Genomic DNA, 25,773 nt, shown 5'->3' on the forward strand with positions numbered 1-25,773 from the left:
CCTCAACCTCCGATCAGGTGGGCGGACAGGGCCAGCAGCACGATCAGCGCGACGCCGAGCCAGGCCCAGTGCGGTGACACCCTCGGCATCCGCCACCGGCCGGGACGCGGACCGGGGTCGGGCCCGGGCTCCTCGTCCGGCACCCCGGGCGCGGTCTCGGCGTGCTTGGCCTGCCGGATCCGGAAGAACTCCCGCCGCCCCTCCACCAGGCCCGGTTCCGGTTCCGGGCCGTACGGGACGGGATCGGCCGCCTCGATCCGGCGGAGCATGCCGGTCACGTCGGGACGTGTGCCGGGCGGCCCGAAGAGCCCGTCCACGAGCCGTGCCAGCTCGGGCGGAAGCGCCGCGGCGTCCGGCTCCGCGCCCTCCTCGCCGGTGGCCATGTACAGGATGAGGCGGCCCGCCGCCCACAGATCGTCGCGGTCGGTCACGTCCCCGGAAACCTGCTCGGGACGCTGCTCGGGCGCGCTCCACGGGGGCACGCCCACCGCCTCGCGCGGTTCGCCGAGGAGGGCGGCGCGCGCGAAACCGGTGATCTGCACCCGCTCGCCGTCCCACCGGACGGTGTGCGGGCCCAGCGCCCGGTGCGCGATCCCGGCCGCCGTGAGGACCCGCACGCCCACGAGCAGGCTCGCCTGGAACCGGTGCAGGTCCTCGGGCAGGAGCCTGCCCGCCTCGGCGCCGCAGGGACTCCCCCGGTACGGCTCGACCAGCGCGAACGGCCCGTCGCCGGAGACGTCGTAGCCGATCAGCGCCGGCACCTCGGCCGGATGGGGGCGCCCGGCGAGGCAGCGCCGGACCCGCAGGCCGGTGATGATCTCGTTGTCGAGCGCGCGGTGCCCGGCGCCGCCGGGTTCGAGCAGCCGTGCCTCGACGGTGCCGCCGGGGGTCTCCAGCTTCACGGCGCCGTCTCCGGCCGTGGCCACGACCTCCGCTTCGGCCGGACGTCCGGTGCGGGCGTCCAGGTACGTCAGCCGCCGGCGCGGCGGGGGCGGGCCGGGCTCCTCGTTCACGATGCCTCCCAGGGTTCGTCGTCGGTGGACCAGCGCGGGCGCACCAGGCCGGGACGCACGGGCACCAGGCGCAGCACTCCCGCGTGCCGGGACGGCCGCACCCAGAGCGTGTCGGCGGGGCACCGCCCGGCCAGGGCGTCCCGGACGGCCAGCGGCGCGAACCGCACGCAGGCCGGACGGTCACCGGAACGCGTCATGGGCAGGTCGCCGGGGCCGAGCAGCTGCCACATCACGGCGTCGGCGCCGTGCGTCACCGCGTCCCCCAGCGCGACCAGGTCCTGTTCGGAGAGCGGCGGGCCTCCCGCGCCCGCCGCGCCCGGGGCCGCCGCGTCCTCGCCGGAGGGTGCCGCGTCCGCCGCGAAGGGCGGCGGTTCGAGCGCGCCGTGCCGGGCGACGTGCCGTTCCCATGCCGCGATCCGGCCGGCGGTCTCGGCGCGGGCGCGGTCCTGGTGCGCATGCGGCATCCCGGCCGACGGGTCGCCCCAGCACGGTTCGAGCGCCAGCAGGACCAGGCGTCTGAGATGGCCTCGGACGTCCGCGAGCAACTCCTCCCGCGCCCGGCCGTTCTGTGCGCTTCCCTCCTGCGCGCTTTCGCGGGCGCACGGCGCGCCGTGCGTTCCGGCGTGCCGCCGCAGCGCCTCCCGGACGCCGTCGAGGGCGGCGGTCGCCCGGATCACATCCGCCGCGCCGCCGCGCCCGCGCGCGGCACGCGACCAGCCCGAGGCGAGCCGCGCGGCGGTGTCCCGCAGGTCCGCCAGCGCGGCCGGGGCGTCGTCCAAGCCCGACTCCCGGGTCCACCGGCGCGAGCGGGAACGCCACGACCACGGCACCGCCGCGGCGGCCACGGCCAGCGCGGCGGCCACGGCCGCCGTCCGCAGTCCCGGAGTGAGCCAGGCGGCGACCTCCGCGATCATGCCCTTGGCGACCGTGGCCCCCGCGACCGCGCCCACGGAGCCGACCGCGCCGGTCGCCGCCACCGGCAGCAGCCCGTCGCGGAGCCGGGCGCGGGGGCCGCGCACGACGGTCAGGCCCACCAGCAGCGTGTAGACCGCGGCGACCACCAGCCCGGCGGCCGGGCCCGCCGCGCTCTGCGCCGCGAGGGCGGCGGCGACCAGCCCCGGCAGCGGAAGCCACGGCTCGGGCGGCGGCAGCGGGCCGCCCTCGCACAGCCGCGTCACCAGGCGGGGCGGGCAGGCCCGGTCCAGCTCGGCTCCCGGGTCCACGCGCGGCGGGGCGAGCCGCCCCTTCTGCTCGCGCAGGCCCTCGGCGAGCCCGGCGAGCGACGATCCGCGCGCCAGGGCCTCCGCCGCGTACACGCCGAAGGCGGCGTGCATCCGCCGCGGATCCGGCCCCCCGTCCGGCGGCAGGACGCCCTGGTCCTCGATCAGCCGGCTCTGCCCGGGAAGCGGCTCGGTGTCCGCGGGGACCTCGGTGAACAGACGCCCCCATCCCGCCCGCAGGTCGGCCACCGCCCGCCCGGCGTCCGCCGCGGCCTCGGCGGCCGGCGTCCGCCGGGGATACGGCAGCAGCGAGGACGGACGGCCCAGCCGCGCGGCGGCCCGGCGGGCGGCCGTGACCGCCTGCTCGGCCCTCTGGCCGGCCTGCATGAGGGGGCTCTCGTCCCGCAGCCGCACGACCTCCCTGGCCATCCCCAGGCTTGCACGGGGCAGCCCGCCCTCAGGAGGACGGCCCGGACCGCCCGCCGCGTCCACCGGGGCGATGTCCGGCGGCGGCGGGGGGCCGGGCGCCAGCAGCTCCGAGACGGCGGTCATGAGCGCCGACGCCCACTCCGCGTCGCCGGGCAGCGCCGACGCCAGCCGCAGCCCCGGGTTGGACACCCCGCCCGGCACGGCGGCCGCGAGCTCCGCCGTCCGGTCGAACACCTCCGGGACGCGCAGCAGCCCGCGGAGCCGGTCCAGCCCCGGCCCGGGCCCGTGCGGGCGGGCGGTGATCACCGGGCCGGACGGGCGCCAGTCGTGCCCGTCCGGGTCGGGCACCCACAGCAGGCCCGCGTCCTGCCCGGCCAGCAGCGGGCCCGGGACCTCCAGGCCGTCCGCCCCGGGCACGCCGCCGACCGCCACGCACAGCAGCCCGCGCACCAGCGGCGACCGCAACCGCGCGAAGACCTCCGCGTGCGGCATCAGCAGGCCGGTCTCGTCGGTCACCAGGATCCGGCCTGTGGGGGCGCCGTCGTTCTCCCAGAGCTCGTCGAGCAGCTTCAGCGCCTGCGCGGCGCCGGCCCCGCGCAGGTCGAGCTCGGCCACCGCCGGCGGCGTTCTCAGCTCGCCCAACCCGTCACGACCCCTGCTCCGCGACGGCGCCCTCCAGCTCCCGCAGGTTCCGGCGGATCGCCATGACCTCGGTGAACTCCCGGTCCAGCGCGGCCGGCAGGGTGCGCGCCCAGAACTCGCGCATGTGCGCGGCCCTGGCGCGCACGGACGGGTGCAGGCCGTCCAGCATCCGGTCGATGACCGTGATCTGCTCGGCGGCCAGGGCGCGGAGCAGCCGGTAGAGATCGTCCGGGGGCTTCGGCTGGGTGCCGACCCCGTCGGGGACCTCGCGCATCAGCCGGGCGCAGAAGTCGCGGCGCAGGTCGGTGTCGTCGGCGATCGCGCACAGCTCGTAGGCGTGCAGCACGCTCCCCCAGGACGACGCGCGATCCAGCGGCTGAAGGTCCATCGTCATGGCGACCTCGTCGGTCAGCCGGACGGTCATGCTGATCGGGGACGCGGGGTCGCCGTCCACCGTGACCCGGCCGTTCCAGCAGGCGGCCAGCAACCTGTGCATGATCTGCACCCGGTGCTCCTCGCGGGTCGCGAGGTGGCCGAACCCGTAGCCGGTGCGCTGCCGCCATCTCAGGTAGTCGTGCGGCTGCGGCCGCTCGACCGCGCCGGCCCAGGTCCGCAGCAGGTCCCGGACCTCGCGCACCTCCGTGATCCCCATCGAGGTGCGGAACAGCACCACCGAGATCGACTCCGCCGAGGTGGCCGTGAACTGGTAGGTGGCCGTCTCGCCCGCCGGGAGGTCGATCGTGCGCCGCAGGTACTCCTCCGTCGCCGGGTCGGGCGCCGCCGCGGGGTAGGTCACCAGCACCTTCAGCGGCCCGCGGCCCTGCGGGGTGAACGCGGGCGGCACCAGGCCCGCCAGCTTGGCGCGGAACGGCGCCAGCTCGTCCTCGGCCAGCCGTCCCGCGCCCTGCGCGGCCTCGGCCAGCAGGTCGGCCAGCCGGGGGAGCAACGGCCCGTGGTCCGGGCCCGCCGTCCGCAGGGACGCGGCGATCTCGTTCCGCAGATGCTTCCTGAGGCCGTCCACCACGCGCTCGGCGGCCCGGGGCGACCCGTCGACGCGGAGCCCGGCGAACGCCTCGCGCCAGCCGTCCGGGGCAAGGAGATCGTGCAGCAGGTCGCCCTCGCGGGCGCCGCCCGGCAGCGTGCCCGCCGCGACCCGCGCCGCGATCATCCGCTGGACCGCGGTCTGGTGGAAGCGCTCCAGGTCGCCGCCCGCGGGCAGCAGGTACGACACGCCGCTGCGGTGCCGGCTCAGCCGCTCGGCGCGGCCGCCGGGGTCCTCCCGCTCCCGCCGCGCCCGCTCGGAGAGCTCCTCGATCAGGGTGGACAGGGTGGCCTTCGCCCGGTCGAGCCTGGGCTGCCAGCTCCGGGCCAGCTTCGACCACGGCTCGGTCCACAGCACGCGCGTCTGCCACTGGTACCAGGCGTCCTGGTCCTGGCGGGCCCGGGCGGGCGCCGGGTGGTCCCAGCGCACGGGGACGAAGCCGCCCATCCGGTCACGCAGGTCCGGGGCGACCGGCGTCACCTCCCGGCCGTCGTCCAGCTTCGGCCGGGGAGGCGGCTCCCTGCGCCGCACCATCAGCCCGTGCGCGCCCTCCCGTTCGATCTCGCTGCCGAGCCCGTCGTGGCCGAACACGATCCGCCGGACGCGGAACGGGTCGTGGTCGGCGAGGAGCCGGGCGACGGCGTCGCCCGGGTCGAACGCCTCCACCTGCTCGGGCACGGCGCGGTCGAGCCGGGAGCGCTGCCGGGCCAGCGCCGCCCGCATCGACTCCGCGCGGTCGCCGAGCGCGACCGTGAGGTTCCGCGCGCCGTGCGTCGGCTCGGGCTCCGTGAAGTCCTCCTTCGGCCGGGTCAGCAGGTCGTGGAAGCCGGTGTAGGTGAAGAACCGCTCGATCGGCGAGCGGTTCGCCTCGGCGGCGCCCAGCGGGACGGCCAGCTGCTCGACGCCGTCGGCCAGCAGCCGTCCCGCGACCATGTCGGCCAGCTCGTCCGCCGGCACGGTGAGGGAGGCGGCCAGCGCGGTCGACACGCCCTGGTCGCCGATGCCGTCCCTCGCCTGGATCTGCCGCTCGTTGGCGGAGTTCAGGAAGCTGTCGGCGAACGACTGGTGCTGGTCGGCGTCCGCCGCGGTGCGGTCGTTCAGCTCGGTGCCGACGAGCGAGAGGATCAGCGCGACGACCGAGCGCCGCAGGTCCTCGGGCTCGACGCCGACCGGCCGGGAGAACAGGAACGCGGTCTGCGCGATCCCCGGCCGCATCTCGATCCGCCCGAGGTCCGGGAGCCGCACCCCGACCTCGTCGTCGGTGGACGCCGCGCCGCCGCCGGGGCCCTCGCCGCCGGTGCCGGCGACGGCGAGGGCGGCACCGGCGGACGCGGTGGCGGGGCCGTGGCCGCCGAGGGACAGCAGGGCCCCCTCGGACCTGCCGCTGTTCTGCCGGTCGACCAGCTGGAACAGGTCCAGCAGGGCGCGCGCGGCGTTCAGCTCGGCGGGCCGGCCGCCGCCCATGCCGTCGGGGAAGGCCGACGGGAGCAGCACCAGCGGGTGGATCTTCGGTTTGATCGACGTGCGGGCGAACATCTCCGCGACCACATGCAGGAAGTCGTAGAACAGGCCGGCGCCGGTGCCACCGGCGACGGAGAACGCCACGAACACCTCGACCACCGCCGGGTCGCCCGCGCCGCCGCCCGCCATGCCGCTCAGGTCGGCGGCGGCCTGCGCCGAGGACAGCCGCCCGATCGCCGTCCGCAGCTTGCCGAGGGCGGGCGCCGGGCCGCGGGAGAAGGTGTCGTGGAACACCGCGCGGCCGATCGTGGGCAGCTGCCCGGCCCCCCTCCGCAGCGGGGTCACGTGCGGCTCCCCGGCCTGCGGCGGCAGCCAGCCCGCCACCTCGGGACCGGCGCGGAGCCGCAGGTTGCGCGCCAGCTCCGGGTAGCTGTCGGCGTAGGTCTCCAGCCCGATGTAGTGGGCGGTGGCCCGGGTCGCCGGGACGTGCCGCGGATCCGGCACCGCCCGCGCGGGCAGCCGGTCCAGATCGGCCTGGTTGACGTCGACGTACACGAACTGCGTGAAGGCGGGCAGCTCGTGGCGCAGCGCGTCCGGGCGCAGGTGCTGGAAGCCGGTGCCGTCGGGGCCGCAGATCTCGTCGCGGAGCCGGCGCTCCAGCACCGAGCCGATCCAGCAGCCGGTGCCGCCGAGCCCGATGAACATCAGTGGGTGGTAGAGCTTCATGGTCGCGTGTCTCCCCGTGGGCTCACAGCCAGTCGTCGGACGGATCGGACGGAACGGGATCGGGCGCGGCCGGCGCGTCCGGCGTCGTGACCCCGGCCCCGGAGGGCCGGGGAGGAGGCCCCGGAGGGCGGCCGCGCCGGAACAGCCGGCCGAGCAGCCCGCCGGGGGCGTGCCCGGAGGCGACCCGCTCGAAGACGAGGCGCGAGCCGCCGGCGACGTCCTCGCTCTCCGCGCCGAGGGCGACCTGGAACTCGGTGCCCTCCGGGCGGCGCACCATGACGCGGCCGTCCCCGGCGCGGCGCGCCACGAGCGCCTCCTCCCCCGGCGCGGGATGGTCCAGCAGCGGGTTCGACCCGGCGTCGCGGATCACGAACCGGAACTCGTCGGACCACCGGCCGCGCTGCGGCCGCAGCTCCCGGCCCGCCCGCTCGCCGTTGTGGCGCAGCTCGACCCGCAGCCCGCGGACGTCCCCCCGGACGCGGCCGGCGTGCCGTCTCAGCCACGCCGCGGCGAGCGCCAGCGCGACCAGCGCGATGCCGCCGAGGATCTGCCAGGAGTGCCGTTCCAGCCACCCAGGGGGCCCCTCGACGCCGATGCCGCGCTGCCCGGCGAGATAGACCTTCGCCGGATCGGCCTCGTCGACCAGCTGGACCGTCACCGAGGCCCGGCCGAGCCCGGCCGCCTCGCCGAACCGCACCGCGAACGGATGCGAGGAGCCGCCGGGCGGGACGGTCAGCGTCGTGCCCGGCGTGACCGTCGCCTGGGCCTTCGGCGGCGCGCGCAGGACGAGCCGCGCCCGCACGGTCCGGGAGGTGGAGTTGTGCAGCCGGATGGTGCCGCGCACGGCGCCGCCCGGATGCGCCGTCCTCCCGTCCAGGTGCACCTCGCCCTGGATCTCCGGTGGCCGCGCGATGACGTTCACCGTGGCGGCCGGGTTCGACCCGGACCGCAGGCCCGGCCCCTCCACCCTGCCGGTCAGGGTGACCTTGCCGGGCGTGCCCGGCGCGGTGAGGACGCCCGCGTACGAGCCGTCGCCCGGCGCGTCGTCGGGGGGCCGCCCGTCATCGCGCATCGGCACCGCCCGCCCGGCGCCGAGTGCCTGGCCGGTCGCGGTGACCGCGAAGTTCAGCCCGACCAGCTCCTTGGGGTCCTGGACGTAGCCGGCGCGGGTCACCAGGGACAGCCGGACGGTGACCTGCTCACCGGTCCGGGCCGTCGGCCGTTCCACCACGAGCGTCGAGCGGATCACGCCCTGGTACATGGTCGTCGCGCCGACCCGCTGCGCGGCGACCCCTGCGGGCGCGGTCAGCCTGATCCGCCACCGGCCGTTCAGCGGGGCGGCCACCCGCAGCGCCTCGATGGTGCCGCCGGTGCCGCTGCGGGTGAACCGCCCGGGCGTGCCGCCCTCCGGGACCGTGCGTCCGTCCGGGGCGACGAACTCCACCCGGACGCGGGGGTCTCCCTTGGCGACCGTCAGCGTCGCCTCGGACGCGACGGCGGGGACCGCCAGCGGGAGGTCGAGCGTCCCGCCGGGCGGCAGGTCGCCCTCCGACGGCGGGCTCACCCGGTAGCAGGACGCGGCGGCGTACGCCTCGACCAGCGACCGCGCGACCTGCCGGGAGTCCCGCACCCGCCGCGCGCGGGGCCGGGACTCGATGCGCTGGTCGCATCCCCTCTGAGCCCCACCCTCGGCGAAGCCGTCGAGGCCGGCCTGGTCCACCGAGGGACCGAACCCGAGCGGCCAGATCCCGACCCCTTCACGCCGGGCGGTGCCGAGCTCGTCCCGGAGCCGCTCCTGCGTCGCGCCGTCACCCGGGCCGGACGCGCCGACGTCCGTCCGCCCGTCGGTGAGCAGGAAGACGCTCTTCACCGCGTTGCCCTGGCCCCCCGACCTGAGCACCCGCAGCGCCTCCGCGAGGGCGGCGACGTGGTCGGTGTCGTTCCCCTCGGCCTCCGTCCGCGGATGCAGGCCCTTGACGCAAGACGACAGGTACTGGAGCTGCCCGGCCGTCGTCACGACCGTGGGCCGGCAGTACTGGGTGACCGCCTTCCGGCCGTTCGCGCCGGCGCTCCCGAAGCCCAGCACGGTGACCCGCGTCCGCGGGTTCAGCCCGCTCTGCACGATGGTCGCGGCCGCCTCCGCCTCGGCGCGCACGTCGCCGGCCGTCAGGCTGCCCGACTCGTCGACCGCCACCACCAGGTCCAGCGGCGTCGGCTCCGGCGCCCGCGCGTCCGCGCGCTGCGGGAACGCCGGGGGCAGCCCGGCGATCGCGGCGGCCAGCAGCCCCCGCGCGATCCCCTGTCGCACCCGCCCCGGAAAGGGAGCGAAAGGTCTGATCATCGTCGTCACCGCCCCCGGCGTGGTCGGAAGGCGCGGAGGCGAACGGCTGCGCCGGACCACCGTGCCCTGGACGCGGATGCTTCCAGGGACGCGGGGCCGAGAACACGTACTGGTACGCCTTCCGCCCGTCTCCGCCGAAACGCCGTGCCGGAGGGGAAATGCACAGAGGCCGGTCCCGCGCGGGGCGGGGCCGGCCTCTCCCGGTGCTGGTCTGCCGGCCGGTCAGGTCACCCGGGCGCCGAACGCCTTGAGGGGCTCGGTCACCGGCTGGAAGAAGGTGACGCCGCCGCTCGTGCAGTCGCCGGATCCGCCGGAGGTCAGGCCCAGGGCGGTGCTCCCGCTGAAGAGCGACCCGCCGCTGTCGCCGGGCTCCGCGCAGACGGTCGTCTGGATCGTCCCGGTGACGGTGCCCTCGGGATAGTTCACCGTCGCGTTGACGGCGGTGACGGAGCCGCTGCGCAGGCCGGTGGTGCTCCCGCTGCGGAAGACCCGCTGGCCGACGACGGCGTCCCCGGCCTGGGTGATGTCCTGCTTCTGTCCGTTGTAGAGGTTGACGGCGCCCTCTCCCGCCGCGTTGGTCTGGACGAGCGCGAAGTCGTCGCCGGGGAAGCTGCTCCGCACGGTGTTGCCGAGGGCCTGCGCGCCCTGCTGGTCCGTGGTCCACGCCTTGACGGCGTTGCCGCAGTGCCCGGCGGTCAGGAAGAAGTCCTGGTTGCCGCGCTTGACGTTGAAGCCGAGGGAGCAGCGGGCGCCCGCGCCGAAGATCGCGTCGCCGCCGAGCGCGAGGGTGCGCAGGCGGCCGGGGACGCGGACCATCCGGACCGACGCCCCCATCTTCGTGGTCGTCCGCTGGACGGCGGCCATGCGGGCGCCGGTGACCGTGTCGTCCGTCCACACCGTCACCTTGGACGTGACGGGGTCGACGGCCCAGCCGGTGCCGGAGATGCCGGACGTCGACCTGCGGAGCGTCGCGGTGATCCGGTTCAGGGTCGCGGGGCTCGTGCGCGCCTTCTTCGCGACGGCGCCCGCGGCGCGCACCTTCGCGGCGTCCGCGGCGTTGGTGACGGTGACGACGGGCCGGCCGGCGGAGTCGAGATAGGCGCCGGCCGTGCGTCTGCCGAGCTGGCCCGCCAGCCTGGCGGCGAGCGCCGCGGCCGACGCGTTCGCCGGCCTGGCCGCGCTGTCGCCGGCGAGCGCGGCCTGCTGCCCGCCGCCGGCCGACATGTCCGGTCTTCCTACCGCGTACAGCGAGCCGGCCGCGAGGCCGGCGGTTCCGATGACCACAGCGGTCCACGTGGCCGCGGTGCGCACAGGGCTTTTCCTCGCGGCGTTACGGCGCCTCATGTGTCCTCCAAGGTCCGATCTGTGCGTGGCAATACGGCCCTGTTGCCGGACGGAGTTCAAGCCCCCGGAGCGCCGCAGGTGAGAGGCCCCGGCGTCGTCACCGTCTCCGGGCGAGCCGCCTCGGGATCGGCGCGAGCGGATAGACACGCCAGAAGTAGGCGTCGGCGGCGTGCTGGTCGCCCGGATAGCTGACCGCCTCAGCGATCCGCCACGTGGAGGAGATGCTCGAAGAGGAACCGTCGGATGCCCGAGGAGTCCCCCATGAGCGACGTCGTCCCGGTCGGAGAGGCACCACCGATCAGCGTGTCGTGAGACGCGCTGGACGGGGCCGCGGGTGCCGCCGTGGGGGGCGGCACCCGGGTCGTCACGCGGGGGCGGGCCGGGGAAGCGGCGCGGTCACGGCGGCCGTGCGGCGCAGCCGTCTCCGCACGATCGCGGTCAGTTCCGCGCGGGCCACCGACAGCTCCTGCGGCCTGGTGTTCGCCATGCGCCGCCGCAGGTCCGCGGCGAGCTCGGCGGTGGTGCGCCCTTCGGCCGCGACGAGGTAGGTGAACCCGAAGCGGGCCCGGTACTCCGCGTTGAGCCGGGCCACCTCGCGCAGCGCCTCCGGGGACGCCGCGAGGGAGGACTGCTCCAGTGTGGAGAAGCTCGACGCGAGGTCCGCGCCGCCGGTGTCGGCGCCGATCGGCGGGTGCTTGTCCACCAGCGCCGCGAGCGAGTCGTCGGTCAGGGCCGTCAGGCCCTCGCAGGCGGCCGCGTCCAGCGCCGTCCAGGTGCGGTAGGGCCGCCCGGCGGCCAGCCGGTCCGCCCACGGCGCCCAGCAGCAGCAGGCGTAGACCAGCTCGGTGAACCGGCGAGTGTCGAGCGCGTTGAGGGCCGCGACGCCCGCGTCGACGGCGGCGTCGGTCGTGTCGGTCGGGACGAACACCTCCCGGCGGCGCAAATCCGCGAGGGTCCGGTCGGCGATCTCGTTCACGCGTTCCGGTTCGAGCCAGCGCGGGTACCGCTCGATGCCGGCGACGGCCTCGTCGAGCGCCCGCCGGACGGCGGAGATCTCCTCGGCGGTGAGCGACAGGCCCCTCGACTCCGCAAGCGCCTCGGCCATGTCGTCGGTGCCGAGGCCGTCCCACACCCACTCCAGCCGCCCGCCGACCACCTCGGGCGCCACGCACGACGACGGCGGCGGGAACGCGTCCGGCCCGTCGCGCAGCGCGGCGGCGACGTCGCGGGGCATGTGGCGCAGGTAGGCGTACCGGCCGACGACCGGCTTGAGGGGCGGGATGGGCAGGCCCGACTCCCGCTCCACGGTCCGCGCGAGCCGCGTGAGCGCCGACAGGTCGATGCCGGTCCGCACGCCGTAGAGGGTCTCCAGGGACAGGACCACCTCCTCCATCGCCGCGAACCCGCACCGGTACGACACGCCTCCGGCGGCGACGTCGGGGGACGCGCCGGCGGTGGCGGCGGCGATCGTGCACGCCGTGGCGAGGCCGAAGTCGTCGTGGGTGTGCATCGTCAGCGGCACGGGCGCCACCAGCCCGTCGCGGAACGTCCGGACGAACAGGACCATGGCCTCCGGGCCGAGGCTGCTCACCGAGTCCATCAGGTCGACGCGCAGCACCCCGAGCTCGATCGCGCGGTTGACCACGGGCAGCATCTCGCCGAGGTCGCGCAGGCCCGCCTGCGCGACGGTGACGGTCACGCCCACGCCCAGCCCGCGGGCCACGTCGAACAGCTCCTCCAGCTCGTCCAGCTGCCGTGCCCGGGCGTCCGGGCCGGGCGCCGGGACGATGCCGGGGGCGAGGGTGTCGGCGCCGAGGTCGACGAGCAGCTCGGCGGTCTCGCGCATGCCGACCGGCGGGACGCGGGCCCCGTCGGACAGCAGGGTGTCGGCGAAGACGTTCAGGGTGAACCCGAAGTCGCGGGAGCCGATCGCGCGCACCAGTTCGAGCTGCCGCTCGGGCGGCGCCGTGGCGCCGGTCCAGTCCACGTTGAGGCATTCGTGCCGCACCCCGGCCAGCGCGAGCTCCTCGGCGATCCGCAGGAACCCGTCGATGGTGGTGACGGTGCCGGCGGTGAACAGCGTCTTGCGGAGCGTGCTGTCGATGAGGGTGAGGGGGTCGGGCCAGTCGTATCCGTCGTGCAGCTCGGGCCGGATGTTGAACGGGCTGACCCGGTACACCCCGTCCATCTGCCAGACACGGTCGTCGTGCATCTGTTCCTCTCTTCATGCGGTGCCCGGGGGAAGGGCACCCGGCCGCGCCCGGACGGGGTCAGGTCACCCGGTCCAGGGTCCAGCGCTCCAGCCGGGTCGCGGCGACGAACGCCAGGACCGCGAGCGCCGTGGCGACCACGCCGGTCCCCCACGCCCGGGCGTAGTGCGCGTACGACACGGAGTCCACGAACATGAACCCCAGGCCGCTCTTGCCGATGAGGAACTCGGCCAGCATCGCCGACAGGATCGTGCTGGGGGCGGCGATGCGGACGGCCACCAGCGCGTTCGGCACCGCGTACGGGATCAGCAGGCGGACGAGGGTGGAGGACTTCGACGCGCCGAGCACCGCGAAGACGTCCCGGGTGCTCACCGACGGCGAGCTGAGCCCGGAGGCGACCAGGCTGAACGCCGGGAAGAACGTCACGACCACCGTGATGCCGACGACCGCGGGCTTGCCGGTGCCGAGCAGCCCGATCATGACCGGCACGATCGCCACGACCGGCACCGACCGCATCAGCACCGCCGCGGGCGTGAGCACCGCGGTCAGGAGGCGGGACGACCAGACCAGGACGGCCAGCAGCCCCCCGACGAGCGTCCCGATGACCAGGCCGGCCAGGGCCGTCCAGGTCGTGGTGAGCACCGGCCCGACGTAGGCGTCCGCGTGGGTGAGGATGTCCGCGGCCACGGCCTGGGGCATGGGGGCCACCAGCTCGGTGTACCCGTTCACCTGGACCCACAGCGCCCATCCGCCGACCAGGAGGACGGTCGGCCAGGCGAGCTGGAGGATCCGCACCGGGATCTGCGACGTGCGCGCTATGTTCACGCGTTCCTCCTCAGGTGAATCGGCGGACGGAGGCCCGGCGGACACCGGTCAACGTCCCGTAGGCGGCCAGGGACACGATCGAGACGCACAGCGCGGCCGCCCACAGCTGGACGATCTCGAAGTTCTGCATGGAGCTCACCAGCAGGAGCCCGATGCCGCGCGGGGCCCCGAACCACTCCCCGACGACCGCGCCGAGCAGCGCCGCCGGGGCCGCCAGCGCCAGCCCGTCGAAGAACGCCGGGACCGCCGCGGGGGCCCGCAGCCGCACCATGGTGGTCGTCCGGGAGGCGCCGAGGACCGCGAACAGGTCGTCCAGGTTCGTCGCCGGGCGCGAGAACGCCGACGACATCGCGACGAACACCGCGAAGCCCGAGCCGAGCGCGGCGATCACCGCCGGTGTCCGCTCGTTGCCGACCGTGTTGACCAGGACCGGGCCGAGCGCGATCAGCGGCAGGGTGCTGAGCAGGATCGCCAGCTGGTTCATGCCGCTGCGCAGCCACGGGATCACCAGGCCGAGCGCCGCGGCGACGACCCCGGCGAGGACGCCGATGGCGAGCCCGGTCAGCGCCTCGGCCGCGGTCGCCTTGACCGCGCGGGTGAGGATCACCCGTCCCGGCTCGCCGACGCCGTAGTCGATGACGGACGTCAGCGGCGGCCAGGTCTCCCCGGCCACCCCGGTCCGGCCGACCAGCTCGAACAGGCCCAGCAGGATCAGGACGCCGAGGACGCTGGTGCCGATCCTGCGCACGGCGATCACGGTTTCCCTCCCCCGGACGGGTCGTCGAGCAGCGAGATGAGCCGGTCGACGACTTCGTGGAACCCGTGGCTGCGGGTGAAGTCCTCCCCGCGCGGCCGCGGCGCCGGGACCTCCTCGACGTGGGCCACCGACCCCGGGCGGCCGGTCAGCACGATCACCCGGTCGGCGAGCAGGACGGCCTCGGCCACGTCGTGGGTCACCAGCACGGTGGTGGTGCGCCGCCGCGCCCACACGCCCCCGAGCTCCAGGTTGAGCCGGCGGCGGGTGACGGCGTCCAGGGCGCCGAACGGCTCGTCGAGCAGCAGCACGTCGGGGTCCAGCGCCATGGACCTGGCGATCGAGATCCGCTGCCGCATCCCGCCGGACAGCTGCTTCGGCCGGGCCTTGGCGAAACCCTCCAGTCCGACCGTCTCCAGCAGGGCGCGGATCCGCTCCTCGGGCACGGAGCGGCCCGCGAGCCGGAACGGCAGCGCGATGTTGTCCCAGGCGCTCGCCCAGGGCAGCAGCGCCGAGTCCTGGAACGCGACGCCGAGGCGGTGCTCGGCGATCAGCGCGGACGGGGCGCCGCCTTCGACCTCGACGGAGCCGGAGGTGGGCGTCTCCAGCCCGGCGATCATCCGCAGCACCGTCGACTTGCCGCAGCCCGACGGCCCGAGCAGGGCGACGAACTCGCCGCGCGCGATGGTCAGGTCGATCCCGTCCAGCACGCGCAGCGCCTCGCGGCGGCGCGACAGGTCGAACTCCTTCGCGACGCCGCGCAGCTCGACCGCGGCGTGGTCCGCGGCGTGGTCCGCGGCCCGCCCGTTCCGCCTGGAGTGACGCCCCTTGTCGACCATGGCGCCGCTCAAAGCCTGGGGCCGTTCTTGAACACCTCGTCGAGGACGGAGGTGTCGACGGCCTTGCCCAGGTCCGGCAGCTGCTGCGCGCCGGCCAGCCGGAGCCACGGGTACATCTGGGTCTTCATGACCTCCGGGTCGATGCGCAGCATTCCCTTGCTCTTGGTCAGCGCGCTCTCGGTGAGCGGGGTCTGGAGCTGGTTCTCCCGGCTCTGCTGCTTCTCGTTGAGGCCGAGGTCGACGCCGTACTTCTGGATCACCAGCTTCACCGCGGCGTTGGGGTCGGCCAGGTTGTCCTGCCAGCCGCGGGCGGACGCCCGCATGAACTTCACGGCGACGTCGCGCTTCTGCGTCAGCATGGCGCGCTTACAGGAGATCATGTTGGCGTAGGCGGGACAGCCCAGGGCGCCGTAGGTGACGACCTCGTAGCCCGAGCCGCGCTGGAGGCCGAACTTGGTCTCCAGCGTGATGGGCTGGTTGGTGACGAAGCAGTTGTAGGCGTCGCCCTTGCCCTCGACCAGCGCCCCGGGGTCGAAGCCCGTCGGGATGAACTTGAAGTCGGGCTTGAGATGGTTGGCCTTGTAGAGGCCCTCGATCACCGGCTGCGTGCCCTGCTGGCTGAGGATCCGCAGGCCGGGCAGCTCGCTGGCCTTGGTCAGCGGGCGCTTGGCCAGCGAGAGCAGGCCGTTGGGGTCGGTCTGGAACTGGGCGCCGAGCATCACCAGGTCGTTGCCCTTGCCGATCACCTCGAGCACCTGGCGCATGTTGGGGTCGACCGCGAAGTCGGCCGCGCCGGAGGCGAGCTGGACGTGCGGGAGCGGCGAGTTGGTGCCGCCGCCCTTGAACACGACGTCCAGGCCCTCGTCGCGGTAGTAGCCCCGCTCGGCGGCGAGCCAGAACCCGGCGAACTCGATGTTGGTCACCCATCCCAGGGCGACCTTGAGCTTCGCCGAGCCGGGGCCGGCCTTCGTCGAGCCGCCCCCGCAGGCCGCCGCCAGCGACCCGGCGCCGGCCAGCAGCGACCCCGCCGCCACGGTCTTGAGGAAGCCGCGGCGGGACTGGGCCGAGCCTTCCGGCGCCGCGCCGGCCGGACCAGGAATGATCTTGGATTGTTCGGTCATGGTGGCGCCCTTCATGGGTCGGGGTGGGACTATCCGGGGCCGGTGCCGAGGCGTGCGACGCCCCGGGCCGACGAGGTGAGCCAGACGGCTCCGGTCGAGGTCACCTGTGCCATGTCCCCGGCACATACATGCCCGAGATCCGGCACGGAGTAGTTCGGGTGGACTTCCACCACCATCCCCTCGGCGAACACGGCGTCCGCGAACCGGGGGTCGGCCTGGCCGGCGCCGCTGACGCCGCGCATGGCCGGCTCGGAGTAGCTGAGCCCCAGCCCGTGGCAGAACTGGAACCGGAACGGGTCCTCCCCCGCCGGGTAGGGGCACGCCTGGTCGACGAGCTCGGCCATCCGGGCGGCGGCGTCCGCGAGCCGCGCGCCGGGCCGCATGAGCGCGGCGATCTCGTCCTGCATGTCCACCAGGAGCCGGGCGTGGTCCTCCAGCTCCGCCGGCGGGCGGCCCACCACGGCCGTCCTGAGGCTCTGGCCGTAGAAGCCCTCGTAGCGGACGGTGGTCCCGATCTGGAGGCGGTCCCCGTCGGTGAGGACCTCCTGCAGTTCCCGGGGCTCGAAGTAGGTGGTGGGCGGCGCCTGCCCGGTCGCGATCCAGCACCCGGCGGACTCGGCGCCGAGGGACCGTCCGACCTGCTCGGCCAGGAGCATCAGCTCCGCGCCGGAGCGGGGGCGCTCGGCGGCCGCCGCGAAGACCCGGTCGATCATCGCATCGGAGATCGCCGCGACGGACTGCGCGAGATCGGAGAAGTCGGCGTAGTGGAGCATCCGCATCGCATGCAGGTGCCCGTCGACCGGCGTGGCCCCCTCCAGGGGCCCGCGCAGCGCGTCGGCCATCCCCGCGTTCAGCTCCGCCAGCCCGGCGACGCCGGTGCGGGCGGCCCGCGGTGCCCCGAGGAGGTCCACCAGCGCGTCGACGAGCGGCCCCGCCCCGGCCACCTGCCGGACCTCGGCGGTGTCGCCGAGCCGGGCGCGGAAGCCGCGGACGTCGTGCGGCCCGATCGCGAGGACGACCGGCGTCTCGTCGCGGCGGAGCACGAGCGCGGCGGGGCTGAGCGGCGGCATCCAGCCGGTGAGGAGCCGCACATTGCCCGGCGAGTCGGCGGACGGCCCGAGGCACGCCGGGGCGCCCAGGACCACGATCGCGTCGAGCGCGCCGTCCCCGGCCCGCCGCCAGAGCTCGTCCCGGCGGGCCGCCAGCGTCCCCGTCCTGTCCGCTACGTCGTACACGGGACGCTCCCGGCGGACGTGAGCGAGCGGAGGTGGGCGGCGCCCGCCTTGACGAACGCCACCGCGTCGGCGTGGGTGAACGGGCACCGGGCGAACGCGGAGAGCGACTCGACCTCGCCCTCGGCCACCCTGCGCTCACCCTCCACGGCCAGCCGGATGGTGGCGGCGAACTCGGCGGAGCCCAGGTCGGGGTGCATGGCGTGCCAGACCGGGTCGTACATCTCGATCGTCAGCGGGCGCAGGTACGGGTGCAGGCAGTCCTCGCCGCCGCCGGACTCCGTCGCCGAGGTGAGGGTCTCCAGGCTCAGGTTGGGCCGGGCCCCGGCGTCCCGCAGGATCCGCAGGATCCCCGCCAGATCGAGCGAGCCGCTGCCGACCGGCCGCAGCTGGTACCGCATGCCGTCCGCGCCGAGGCCGAGGAGGCAGTCCTTGATGTGGGTCTGGCGGACGTAGGGCGCCACCCGCCGGGCGCTGTCCAGCGGGTTCTCCCCGCGCTGCAGGAGGTTGGTGGTGTCGAAGGTGATGCCGAGGACGTCGGGGCCGACGCCCTCGATCAGCCGGATCAGCTCGAAGGAGGTGATCTCCTCGTGGGTCTCCAGGTTCAGGTGGACGCCGTGCTCCCGGCAGATCGGCGCGAGCAGCTCCAGGAACCGCGCGGTCTCGGCGAGCTGCGCCTGCCAGTCGACGTCGGTGCGGAAACGGTCGTAGGCGAACCGGCCGGGGAAGCTCTTGAAGCCGCCGGTGACGACCCACAGCTCACGGCACCCCATGCCGACCGCCGCCTCGATCGCGCGGCGGAAGCCGAGCAGGGTGTCGCCGTCGCCCGCGCGCCGCAGATGGGGGTGCTCGGCCAGCGCGTACGGGTTGACGAGGCCGACCCCGGCCTCCAGGTACATCCCGAGATCGTCGGCGTGGGCGCGGAGCTCGGCCAGGCGGCCGGGGTCCAGGGCGGGGTCCATGTCGAAGACGGTCCGGTAGAACACGCCGTCCAGGCCCAGCTCCTTCGCCAGGTCCAACCGCTCGATGGCCGGCCGCCCCGTGGCTCCGGGCACTTTGCGTCCGTCGATTCCGACCTGCATGGGGGAGGCGTCCTCCTGGGTGGGGGCTGATGTGGATGCCGGCGGGCCGGCGGGCACGGCGGTCATGCCGGCACCGCCAGGGAGCGGCTCACCGCGGCCACGCGGTCGCGGACCTCGGTGATGTGGTCCAGGCTGCGCCGCACGGCGGCCATGGCCTCGGCGTGGCCGAACTCCGCCGGCGGCGCCGCGGACCAGGACTGGGAGCCCCGCAGCGCGTGCTCGTACACCAGGCCGGTGAACGCGCTGAACTCGGGGACGGTGAGGTCGGCGTGCGAGCTGACGAAGTCCGAGTCGCGCATCGGCAGCACCGTGACCGGCACCGGGCCGGGGAAGTCGTCGCGCGACTCCTGGTTCTCGATCGTCAGGTTCACCGCGGGGGCGTTGCGGGCGAGCGTCGACAGGATGTAGGCGAAGTCGACCAGGCCGTCGCCGCAGGGCGTCAGGTCGAACCGGTAGCCGCCCTCGACGGGGGTGATCGCGCAGTCCTTGAGCTGGGTCTGCCGGACGTAGGGCGCGACCCGGTCGGCGGTGGCCTGGGGGTGCTCCAGCCGCTGGAGCGGGTTGGCGGTGTCGAAGACGATGCCGCAGGCGTCCGGGCCCACCGACTCGACCAGCTCGACCAGCTCGAAGGAGGTGATCTCCTCGTGGGTCTCCAGGTTGATGTGCACCCCGAGGTCGAGGGCGATCGGGCGCAGCCGCTGGAGGAAGCGGCGCGTCGCCGCGAGCTGGGCGGACCACGTCACGTCGGTGCGGAACCGGTCCCAGACGAACTTGCCGGGGTAGCCGACCTGGTAGTTGGTCGTGGCCGCCCACAGCTCGACGCAGCCGATCCGCGCGGCGGCCTCCATCATCCGGCGGAACCCGAGCAGGATGTCGCCGTCGCCGACGGCCCGCAGCTCGGGCATCTCCGGCGTGGCGAACGGGTTGACCTTGCCCAGGCCCGCCTCCAGGTACATCCCGAGGCCGTCGGCGTGGTCGCGGATATCCTGCAGCTCGGCGGCGTCGAGGGTGGGACTCATGTCCAGCACGGTGCGGAAGAAGACCCCGCCGAAGCCCGCCTCGTGGGCACGGGTGAGCGTGTCGTGGCATCCGCCCCGCATGGCGCCTGGGAACTTGCGGCCGTCGGCCCCGATGCGCGGGGCCCACGGCGCCTCCGCGGCCTCGGGTTGGGGCTTGATGTCACGCACCGGTGAGGTCCCTTCTCTCACTCCACGCCATACTCTGGTATTACTGGTCTTACCAGTTGTGGGGAATGTAGCAACGCGTCACCGCTCCTGTCCAGGGACTGCTCGCGGAACGGAGTCATATTCGTGCCTACCCCGGTCGAGACGCCCGGTATGTTGCACATGCGTCGCCGCGCCATGGCCGGTCGTCCGCCCATGGCGCCTCTCGCGCACCGGGTGATCGCACCGGCGGGACGGGCAGGACGGCGCGCGGCAGGCCCCGCCGCACGGGCAGGCCGCGGAGCGAACAGAGGAGAGTCGACCCAGTGATCATCAGGCGCGATATCGACGTGCCGGGCGGCCGGTACGCCCCAGCGGGCCCGGTGCCCCTGCGACCGGGCAGCGGGCAGAGGTGAGCGACGGGACACAGCGCTCACGCGTCGCCGACCAGCTCCTGCAGGACATCCGCGCCCGGCGGTACGGCCCCGGCGAGCGGCTCCCCTCCGAGCGGCGGCTGTCGGAGACCTTCGGGGTCTCCCGGCCCGTCGTCCGCGAGGCGCTCGGCATGCTGAGCTCGCTCGGGCTGGTCGACATCCAGGTCGGGCGGGGCGCCTTCGTGACCGCCAAGGACGTCACCGTCCAGTCCCAGGACGCCCAGCGCTCCCTCATCGAGGTGACCGCGGTCCGCGAGGTGCTCGAATGCGGCGCCCTCGGCGTGTCGACGCGGCGTCCCGGCGAGGCCGAGATCGCCGAGGTCCGGGCCGCGCTCGCCGAGCTGGAGCGCTGCGTCGCGCAGGGCGCCGAGGCCAGCAGCGCCGATCACCGGTTCCACCGGGCGATCGTCGCCTCCTCCCAGTCCCCCACCGCGGTCCGCCTCTGGGAGGACTTCACCAGCGAGATCGCCACCGTGATCAAGATCAGTCCCAGCGGCAACGCCATGGACGAGGCCACCCTGGAGCGCCACCGCGTCCTCGCCGACGGCGTTCTCACCGGCGCGTTCGAACCGGCCCGCCAGGCGTGCCACGACCTCCACGAGGACTACCGCCGCTTCCTCCACGACCTCCTGAGCTGACCCGGAGGAAAAGCACCGATCGACCGGTTTTCCGGCGGTCTTCGCGGCAGCCGCGGACGCCATTCAGATTTTGGCTCCGCGAAAGTGCATTTTTACCGCGAGATGACCGTTGCCCCGTCCGGCGCCATCCCTTCCTCTTCCTCCTCCGCCGCGTCTATCGTGTTCGGGAACCGGGTGGCGAAGGGATGCTGCATGGCGCGGCGGGTTGGCTGGACGGTCATGCTGGCGGCCCTGCTGGGAATGATCGTTTCGGCCGCGGGCCGGGCGGACGCCACCGACACGGCGGGGGATTCGCGGACCGTCTACTGCGTCAGGTCCGGCAACGAGCGTCCCCTCGTGAAGGCGGCCGTGGCCCTGGGGCTGGCGACGGGCGGCGCCACGGGCACGGAGCTGACGCCCGTCCGCGGCGGCATCGGCGTGGACCTGACGGTCGCCGAGTGGGCCCGCCGCGACCCCGACGGGTTCGGCCGGGCGTGCGCCGCGCTGGTCGCCGCCCGCCTCCTGCCCGCCCAGCCGCGGAGCAGGCTCCTCGACCAGCTCATTCCCGTCCTGTCCGCCGTCATCGGTGCGATACTGGCCTACATCTTCGGGATACGGACGGCGCGCAGCGCACGCTCCGATCGGGCCGCCGACGAGTTGCAGGCGGCGGTCACCGCCTACGCGCGCGCCTGCCGCAGATGCCTGACCGCCTGGCGTTATGGCCGGGGCCGCGAGTTCGAGGACGCCATGGAAGAGCCCTTCGAGGACCTGCAGGCCGTCCTCCGCAGATGTGCGGGGCAGCACCGCCGGTGGCGGGCCCCCCTCCGGCTGCACGAGGCGCTGCGGGAACTCGACCACGACATCAGGGCCACCGCGTGGCCACCGGACGATCCCGCTCCCGCGGCGAACGCGTACCTGGAGCGGCTGGAGCACCTGCAGCTGGACCTCATGCGGGTGGTCGCCGCGGTCGAGCGGCCGGGGCGGCCCCATCCGTCCATGTTCCGCGGACGCCGGGCGGGCGCGCCATGACGGCCCCGGCGCGGGTCAATCCGTTCAGGTACCCCGGGGCGGGCGGCGTCCCGGCACCGCCCTTGGAATGCGAGCACCCGCCGCCGTGCGACTGCCATTTGAGCATCGACACCGCCGAGGCCAATTTCGCGGAGTTCCAGGAAAGGTTCGCCGAGCTCGGCGGCCTGCAACGCCACGGTCTGCTGGTGCCCGTGGGCGGCCCGACGAAATGCGGCAAGACCTCTTTGATCAACAGGTGCGTGACCTGGGCCCACCGGACGCTGCGTCGGCAGTCGATCAGGGTGCTCGCCTGCGATCTCAGCGACATCGGCCGCTCCCCCGGCATGACGATGGACGACCGGACCACGCGCACCGGGCTCCGCCTGACCACGCTCGTGTCGCGCAACCAGCAGATCCACGATCCCGCCGTGCTGCGGGCGGACGACGACAAGCCCGCCGACCTCGCCGAACGCCTGGTGCGGCTGAGCGAGAGCCTCGCCGAGAACGTCGTCGTGATCCTGGTCGCCCCGCCGGTGCCCGCGCCGGCGATCGACCTGGTGGAGGTGCAGCGCTACTGGGCCGCCACCTACCCCAAGCTGCTCATCTTCGTCGAGCATTCCAACGTCGACTGCAAGGAGAAGATCAGGAACGAGTGGGGCCACGCCCGGGGGGCGCGGTCGGCCTGCCTGGAGATGGGCTTCCTGCGGCCCGGCGACGGCGCGACGTTCACCCGCGCGAGGATCCACGTCCCGGGGCGCAAGGCCACGTTCCCGGACATGGAGGTCGACGCCCTCGACAAGATCATCGGTGACGGGGCCATGTCCATCGGGTTCGCCCAGGCCATGCTGTTCGACCTCTACGAGTCCTATCTGCGCCGGCCGCACCCACCCTGGCCGTCCGGCGATACCGTGACGGTCGATGATCTGAGAGCCTTTTTCCTGGAGCGGTTCCTCAGGGACCACGCCGGAGACCGGGCAGGGTGATCACCGTGGGGATGCCGGACGACGATCCGTTCCCGCGGGACGCGGCCGCCAAGGCACCGGACACCGGCGACGACAGCGGCGACACGGTGAGCGTCCCCACCCCGGCCACCCTGCGGTCCGGGCGGCTGCTCGACGAGTACCTCGGCGGCGACGGCCTGGGCACGGTCCTGGCGATCTCCGGCGGCCGGGGCTGCGGCAAGACCCATCTCGCGGCGCTTCTGCTGCGGCGGTGGCGTGAGCGGACGGGCGGACCCGATCACGACGCCTACGCCGCGGCGGCCGAAGGCGGCTTCCTCGGCCTCTATAAGACGGCGTTCCTGGCGGCCGTCACGCGTGGCCGGCTGACGGCGTGCGTCCGGCGCTACTACGCCGAGATCGTCGCCGACTCCCTCAAGCACACCGGTCTTCCACCGGAGATCGCCCAGCGGCTGCGGGAGCCCGGCGTCGATCCCCAGCGGTTCGTCGCGCGGTTCCATCTCGCCGAGAGCACCTTCCTGCGCGAGCTCGGCGGTCAGCTGTCGAAGGTCACCGGCAGCGGGGAGTTCGGCACCGCCTTCATGCTCCTGCTGCGCCCGGAGGCCGGGGACCAGGTCTGGGAATGGCTGCGCGGCGGGGCCCCCGACCAGCTGCTCCGCGACCGGCGGATCGACACCCGCATCGCCACCGGCGCCCTCGCCCTGGAGGCGATCGGGGCGCTGGTCCGGGCCCTCGGCGGCCGGTCACGCCGGTTCGTGCTGGTCCTGGACGACCTGGAGAAGGTGCTGCCCAGCGGCAGCAGCCCGTCCGAGGAGACCCTCGAAGCCTTCCACGGGCTGCTGCGGATGGCGCGCGACCAGGGCGTCTTCCTGGTGCTGTCGGGGCGGCCGGAGTTCCTGTCCCTGCTCGACCGGCAGGACGCGGCGCACATCGAACGCGTCGAGGTGGACGCCCTCTCCCGGGACGAGGTCGCCGCCTACATCGAGGCCCGCATGGCGCGGACCCGCCACGGCGCCGGCCCCGGCGCCGGTCCCGGCCCGTTCGAACCCGAGATCGTCGACTACATGGTCGCGCTGACGGGAGGGAACGCCCGGGACACGATCCGGCTGTGCCGCCCCTGCTACCGGATGTCGCTGCCGACCGGCCAGGTCACCCGGTACATGGTCCGCGAGGCCGTGCGGGAGTGCTTCGAGACCGTCCCTCTCGCCACCGTGCGGGAGCGCGTCGCCGAGGCCCTTCAGCGGCTCGGCCGTCCCTTCCATACCGATCACCCCGTCGGACCGGGGACCGGCGCCCCCCGGCCCGACTTCTGGGTGCCCGCCGGCCGCGGCGGGCTGGCCGTGTTCCTCAGCGAGTCGGTCCTGGACGCCACGGCCGCGCGGGCGCTGGGCGCGGCGGCGGACGCGGTGCGCGAGGCGGTCCCCGGCGCCGGCACGCTCCTGCTCATCGGCGGTTTCGTGGCGGCCACCGTCGCCCCGGCCCTGGACGACGCCTTCGGCGGGCCGCCGCTCCTCGTCACGCCGGAGCGGTTCTCCGCCGGGCTCGACGAGACGCTCCGGCGAGCGATCGGCGGCCTGGACCATCACGGCGACCCGAACGCGGCGGTCCAGACCGAGCTGCGGCGTCTCACGGCGATGCAGGACAGCACGCAGCAGTACCTCGAACTGCTCGGAGCCCAGGTCGAGCAGCTGTCCATCCGGCTGCACCGGGAGCCCTCGCCGGAATCCGCGCGGGGCGAGACGGCCCGGCCGCTGCCCGCGGAGGCCGAGACGCTCTTCACCGGCGCACTGACCGGGCTGCGCGACTTCACGGGGCTCGACGCCGTCCTGGGCGAGATGTTCGGGTCCGCTCCGTCCGAGGCGCCGATCGGGATGCTGCCCCGGCTGCGGAACGGCGAGGCGGCACGCGCCGCCGGCCTCGCCAAGCTCGTCGAGAGCGTGGTCCTCGCCTTCCGCGACGGGGTGCGCGACTGGCACGCGCGGCTCGGCGCCGCGCCCACGGCCGCCGACCTCCCCCGGCTGCGCGGGCTGTGCCGGACCTACGAGGACGTGCTGGAGCGCACGCCGATCCACCAGCTGAGCCCGCTGCGCGAGGCGCCGTCCCGGGGCGGCCCCGGCGACCGGGGCACCCGGCTGCGGCAGTCCGACGTCAACGGGCTACTGAACGACCTCGGGCACCAGATCCGCGTCACGTTCGAAGCGGCCGCCGCGCGGGACGGCTGAGACGTCCGGCCGACGCGCCGACCGCCCGTGCCAGGCGTTCGCGGCCAGGTGCAGCAGGTTCGTGACCAGCACGGCCGGGGCCACGATCGCCACCGTGCCGCCGAACGCGGGCTCCAGCAGGAGCGCCAGCACGATCGCGGTGATCCCGTTCTGCTGGGCCAGCGCCATCGGCACCCGGTCGGAGGGCGCCTGCCGGCGGGTGAGGGGCAGGCTCACGACGGCATGGACGCCGAACGCGGCCGTGCCGAGGACCAGGCCCGCCCACGGTGACACGCCCGCCGACAGGATGAAACCCAGCAGCGCCGTGGCCAGGAGCAGGGCCGCGCCCGTCGCCCTGCCGAGGAAGCGATCGACGGCATGCGGCCGTCCCGGCCATCGCGGCCGCACGACGAGCCCGGCCAGGGCGGCCGCCAGCACCCAGACCTGGGCGACGGCGATCACGGCCACCCCGGTCAGCAGCACGCAGCGGACGAGGAACGCCGGCCATCGCCGCAGCCGCCTGCGGACCGTCCACTCGATCAGCAGCGCCACGCCGGCCAGCGTGAGGTTGGCGGCCAGGTCCGCCGCCCAGGAGCCCGGCCCGCCGAGGCCGAGGACGGAGCCGCCGGAGGCGGCCGATGCCAGCGCCGCGACGTAGACGGTCAGCAGGCTGGTGACCGGGTCGTCGAAGGACGCCCAGGCCAGCAGCAGGGCCCGGCCGCGGCGCGAGAGCCGGGGACCCCGCTGCAGCGCCGCCACCGACAGCGGGTCGATCTGCGCCATCGCGATGCCCAGCACGAGCGAGGCCGGATGCGGGAAGAGCGCCACCATCACGGCGGTGATGAGCGCCGCCTTGACCACCACGCCGACGGTCACCGCCGCCACGATCGTCCCGAGGTCGCGGCGCACCGCGCGCAGATCGATCGCCTGGGTGCTGCCGTAGAGGCCGACCACCTGCAGCGCGATCATGGCGGGCAGGTAGAGCGGGCCGCCGAGCAGCTCGCCGACGTGGCCGGTGAGCCCGCCCAGCGCCGCGCCCGCCGCGAGTACCGCGAGGATGAACGCGAAACGTCTCGTCACCAAGGCCCGGCTTCCGCAGCTCCGAAGAGG

18 protein-coding genes are annotated in these 25,773 nt (G+C 74.8%); 4 read left to right on the top strand and 14 right to left on the bottom strand.

Features of this window, described 5'->3' with window-relative positions; genetic code table 11:
- Nucleotides 1-2 precede the first annotated feature (2 nt).
- The 13 genes from AGRA3207_RS10155 to AGRA3207_RS10215 form a co-directional block, all read right to left on the bottom strand.
- Complete coding sequence (locus AGRA3207_RS10155; protein WP_231334326.1) at nt 3-1,013, bottom strand: protein kinase family protein; 1,011 nt, start codon at nt 1,011-1,013, stop codon at nt 3-5.
- Nucleotides 1,010-3,304 carry a hypothetical protein gene (locus AGRA3207_RS10160; protein ID WP_231334327.1) on the bottom strand — a complete coding sequence of 765 codons (2,295 nt, stop codon included), beginning with the start codon at nt 3,302-3,304 and terminating at the stop codon, nt 1,010-1,012. The genes AGRA3207_RS10155 and AGRA3207_RS10160 overlap by 4 nt, the downstream gene beginning before the upstream one ends.
- Before the next feature lie 4 nt (nt 3,305-3,308).
- The gene (locus AGRA3207_RS10165; RefSeq protein WP_231334328.1) at nt 3,309-6,533 is read right to left on the bottom strand and encodes a tubulin-like doman-containing protein; all 3,225 of its coding nucleotides are present in this window, start codon (nt 6,531-6,533) and stop codon (nt 3,309-3,311) included.
- 22 nt (nt 6,534-6,555) lie between these two features.
- Nucleotides 6,556-8,841: a vWA domain-containing protein gene (locus tag AGRA3207_RS10170; RefSeq protein ID WP_231334329.1), complete on the bottom strand. Its 2,286-nt coding sequence runs from the start codon at nt 8,839-8,841 to the stop codon at nt 6,556-6,558.
- Between the two features lie 255 nt (nt 8,842-9,096).
- Nucleotides 9,097-10,185, bottom strand: a complete 1,089-nt coding sequence (locus tag AGRA3207_RS10175; RefSeq protein ID WP_231334330.1) for a S1 family peptidase — start codon at nt 10,183-10,185, stop codon at nt 9,097-9,099.
- Between the two features lie 397 nt (nt 10,186-10,582).
- Entirely contained in the window at nt 10,583-12,430 is a 1,848-nt protein-coding gene (locus tag AGRA3207_RS10180) for a 2-oxo-4-hydroxy-4-carboxy-5-ureidoimidazoline decarboxylase (protein WP_231334331.1), read from the bottom strand.
- A 58-nt stretch (nt 12,431-12,488) separates the two neighbouring features.
- The gene (locus AGRA3207_RS10185; protein ID WP_231334332.1) at nt 12,489-13,253 is read right to left on the bottom strand and encodes an ABC transporter permease; all 765 of its coding nucleotides are present in this window, start codon (nt 13,251-13,253) and stop codon (nt 12,489-12,491) included.
- Between the two features lie 10 nt (nt 13,254-13,263).
- Nucleotides 13,264-14,010, bottom strand: coding sequence for an ABC transporter permease (locus tag AGRA3207_RS10190; RefSeq protein WP_231334333.1), 747 nt, complete (start codon nt 14,008-14,010; stop codon nt 13,264-13,266).
- Complete coding sequence (locus tag AGRA3207_RS10195; protein ID WP_231334334.1) at nt 14,007-14,846, bottom strand: ABC transporter ATP-binding protein; 840 nt, start codon at nt 14,844-14,846, stop codon at nt 14,007-14,009. Before AGRA3207_RS10195 ends, AGRA3207_RS10190 begins: the two co-directional genes overlap by 4 nt.
- Nucleotides 14,847-14,854: 8 nt before the next feature.
- Entirely contained in the window at nt 14,855-15,967 is a 1,113-nt protein-coding gene (locus AGRA3207_RS10200; protein WP_231334335.1) for an ABC transporter substrate-binding protein, read from the bottom strand.
- A gap of 29 nt (nt 15,968-15,996) precedes the next feature.
- Complete coding sequence (locus AGRA3207_RS10205; RefSeq protein ID WP_231334336.1) at nt 15,997-17,202, bottom strand: M24 family metallopeptidase; 1,206 nt, start codon at nt 17,200-17,202, stop codon at nt 15,997-15,999.
- A complete protein-coding gene (locus AGRA3207_RS10210) occupies nt 17,190-18,281 on the bottom strand; it encodes a sugar phosphate isomerase/epimerase family protein (RefSeq protein ID WP_231334337.1) in 1,092 nt (363 codons plus the stop codon). Before AGRA3207_RS10210 ends, AGRA3207_RS10205 begins: the two co-directional genes overlap by 13 nt.
- Before the next feature lie 62 nt (nt 18,282-18,343).
- A complete protein-coding gene (locus tag AGRA3207_RS10215; protein WP_231334338.1) occupies nt 18,344-19,468 on the bottom strand; it encodes a sugar phosphate isomerase/epimerase family protein in 1,125 nt (374 codons plus the stop codon).
- Between the two features lie 388 nt (nt 19,469-19,856).
- Between AGRA3207_RS10215 and AGRA3207_RS10220 the strand changes: the two genes are divergently transcribed.
- The 4 genes from AGRA3207_RS10220 to AGRA3207_RS10235 all read left to right on the top strand — a co-directional run bounded on the left by AGRA3207_RS10220 (nt 19,857) and on the right by AGRA3207_RS10235 (nt 24,684).
- Nucleotides 19,857-20,516, top strand: a complete 660-nt coding sequence (locus AGRA3207_RS10220) for a FadR/GntR family transcriptional regulator (protein ID WP_231334339.1) — start codon at nt 19,857-19,859, stop codon at nt 20,514-20,516.
- 192 nt (nt 20,517-20,708) lie between these two features.
- On the top strand, nt 20,709-21,524 hold the full coding sequence (locus AGRA3207_RS10225) for a hypothetical protein (protein WP_231334340.1): 816 nt from the start codon (nt 20,709-20,711) through the stop codon (nt 21,522-21,524).
- Entirely contained in the window at nt 21,521-22,486 is a 966-nt protein-coding gene (locus AGRA3207_RS10230; RefSeq protein ID WP_231334341.1) for a hypothetical protein, read from the top strand. Before AGRA3207_RS10225 ends, AGRA3207_RS10230 begins: the two co-directional genes overlap by 4 nt.
- A gap of 5 nt (nt 22,487-22,491) precedes the next feature.
- Nucleotides 22,492-24,684 (top strand): hypothetical protein, encoded by a 2,193-nt coding sequence (locus tag AGRA3207_RS10235; protein ID WP_231334342.1) that lies wholly within the window; start codon nt 22,492-22,494, stop codon nt 24,682-24,684.
- On the opposite strand, the gene AGRA3207_RS10240 is transcribed toward AGRA3207_RS10235, so the two are convergent.
- Nucleotides 24,619-25,743, bottom strand: a complete 1,125-nt coding sequence (locus AGRA3207_RS10240; protein ID WP_231334343.1) for a cation:proton antiporter — start codon at nt 25,741-25,743, stop codon at nt 24,619-24,621. The genes AGRA3207_RS10235 and AGRA3207_RS10240 overlap by 66 nt on opposite strands.
- Between the last annotated feature and the right edge of the window lie 30 nt (nt 25,744-25,773).

The sequence above is a fragment of the Actinomadura graeca genome, assembly GCF_019175365.1.
GTDB lineage: Bacteria > Actinomycetota > Actinomycetes > Streptosporangiales > Streptosporangiaceae > Spirillospora > Spirillospora graeca.